The 2,500-nt window shown below is 59.2% G+C and carries 1 protein-coding gene and 2 pseudogenes; 2 read left to right on the top strand and 1 reads right to left on the bottom strand.

Features of this window, described 5'->3' with window-relative positions; all coding sequences use genetic code 11:
* Nucleotides 1-76 precede the first annotated feature (76 nt).
* Nucleotides 77-466 (top strand): annotated as a pseudogene (locus tag QN347_RS19050) (integrase core domain-containing protein); the annotation flags it as partial.
* Between the two features lie 101 nt (nt 467-567).
* Here the strand turns inward: QN347_RS19050 and QN347_RS19045 are convergent.
* Entirely contained in the window at nt 568-1,563 is a 996-nt protein-coding gene (locus QN347_RS19045; protein ID WP_322159910.1) for a sensor histidine kinase, read from the bottom strand.
* 238 nt (nt 1,564-1,801) lie between these two features.
* Between QN347_RS19045 and QN347_RS19040 the strand changes: the two are divergent.
* A pseudogene (locus tag QN347_RS19040) lies at nt 1,802-2,428 on the top strand (HAD-IC family P-type ATPase); the annotation flags it as partial.
* Nucleotides 2,429-2,500: the final 72 nt, after the last annotated feature.

Raw genomic sequence — 2,500 nt, 5'->3', positions numbered from 1 at the left:
AACCACAGTGCTTGCACCGTTGCTAACCTCTCAGGTCAGACGCACGCCGAATAGATGACCGTCGCCGGATGGATACGCCGACCTGTTCGTTACACGAGGACCACCGGCGCATGTACGGTCGGACAATGGCGCCGAATTTATCGCCAACGCTGTGCAGAAATGGCTCGGCCAGATCGGCGTGAAGACGCTCTACATTGTACCGGGGTCACCATGGGAGAATGGCTACAATGAGAGCTTCAACGGGTCGCTGCGCGACGAACTCCTCAACGGCGAGATCTTCTACAGCCTCGCCGAGGCAAAGGTGCTGATCGAAGCCTGGCGGCGACATTACAACACGGTCCGTCCGCACAGCAGCCTGGGCTACCGACCGCCGGCCCCGGAAACGGCCTCACCGCCATATCCGGCCTCCGGTTCCGCTTCGCTCCACCTCCGCCCGGATATGGCGGGGGCGAGCATAATCCACTAACAATCAACACGGTCCACTTGGTGGGGGCAGGTCACATCTGTTGGCTGCATTCAGGTTACGCGACCACCATACGGCTTGCCGTGCCAATGCTACCGCTCTGGCTAGGCCGCCAGGCGGTCTTTCTTCATTTCCAGCTTAACGACCATGCCATTGATCGACCATTCGCGAGAAAAGGAGCCTCCAAGCCGTGCTACCATTCGGGTAACCAGCTTACTGCCGAACCCCATCTCACTCGGTTGTACTACCGCTGGGCCGCCATGCTCCGTCCAGACTAGCATCACGTCATTTTCCTGAGTCGTGCAGGTAATATCGACAGTTCCTGTGCCGACCGACAGCGCACCGTATTTGACCGAATTGGTTGCCAGCTCATGGAGGATCAGCGCCAGATTGGTAGCGGCACCGTCGCCAGTGGCGATCCTCGCCGCGGACACGCGCACGCGGCCTGTATGGGCTCCCAGGTCGTCATAGGGCGCTAGCACAACAGAAATCAGGTCGCCGACAAGCGCGGCATTTTCTTCGTCTGGCCTTGGTCGAACAAGGTCGTGGGCCCGACCTAATGCCGACAAGCGCGTCGTCAGGTCATTGGCCATCTCTTCCGCGCTCGTCGCCGATCTCGACACAATTGTGGTCAGGCTAGACGCGATTGCCAGCAGGTTCTTGACGCGGTGGCTCATCTCACCCGCCAACAGTTCGTGCGCCTCCTCGGCCTGTTTGCGGTCGGTCACGTCCAGGAAGATACCGAACATGACAGCTCCGACGATCCCTGCATCGTCACCCTGGCCGCGAGCCGAAATCCAACGCACATCGTCAGCGCACATGATCCGAAAATCGATATCGTAGGAGCCGACCAATGCGCGGGTAGCCGAAAACGCGTTCCGAACCCGGTCGCGATCGGAAGGGTGTATCTTTACGGACAAATCCTCGAACGTAATTTCGCCCTGAGCACCTACGTCCCACAGCCGAAAACCGTGTTCGTCCATCGTTATGCGGTCAGTCTCGACGTTCCACGACCACAGCGCGACGCCCGCTGCCACCGTGGCGCGACGTAGATCAACAACTCCCCATTGGGGAGTGTTGGCACTCTGTTCCGAGTCCATCCGCCGCCCTTCAAATCGTGTCTTGCGGCTAATCGAGAATTTACTGGAGCCGCACTCTCGAACACGGGGCCAGTGTAGCATAGTCGTATCCTGAATGACCATTATTAAGGAACATCAACAATTCAGTGACGGGCTCGCGGGAATTCGCGCAATCTTATGGACACGGCACTTTTGGAACCGCTTGTCATTCCAGCGCGCGTAACAACCGAATGGTTCTGACACTCGACGAATGGCCAAGCGTCGCGAAGGCGCGGGCATTATGCTCGTCGCGGTCGATGGCGCGCTTGCCGGGTTTATCGCGGTTGCCGATCCGATCCGGGCGAACGCCAGGGAATCGATTTCTGCGCTCCGCAAGCAGGGGCTGCGCGTCATCATGCTGACTGGCGATAATCCGACGACGGCACAGATTGTTGCCGATGCGGTCGGCGGACTCGACGAGGTTCACGCCGAACTCAAGCCCGAAGATAAAGCGCGCATCGTTGGCGAACTCAAGGCCAAGGGCGCGAAGGTCGCGATGGCAGGCGACGGCATCAACGATGCGCCCGCACTTGCTGCTGCTGATGTGGGGCTGGCGGTGGGCAGCGGCACTGATGTGGCCATCGAAAGCGCCGGGATCACCCTCACTAAGGGTGATCTCGCCGCGGTCGTGCGCGCCCGCGTGCTTGCTAAAGCGACGATGGCGAACATCCGTCAGAACCTGTTCTTCTCGTTCGTTTTTAACGGTATCGGCGTGCCGGTTGCAGCGGGCGTGCTCTATCCGGTCACAGGTCTGCTGATGTCACCCATGTTCGCCGGTGCAGCGATGGCGATGTCGTCATTTACTGTCGTGGTAAACGCGCTGCGATTAGGCCGCGTCAAACTCTAAGAGTCTGATTCATAATTATTCGGGGTGATATCATAGTCTTGCGATGCGGCGTGCAAAGAGCTGGATCGAGGC

Origin of the sequence: Sphingomonas sp. 10B4, from assembly GCF_035019905.1 — a bacterium.
Lineage (GTDB): Bacteria > Pseudomonadota > Alphaproteobacteria > Sphingomonadales > Sphingomonadaceae > Sphingomonas > Sphingomonas glacialis.
This window is presented reverse-complemented; position numbering and strand designations above follow the sequence as displayed.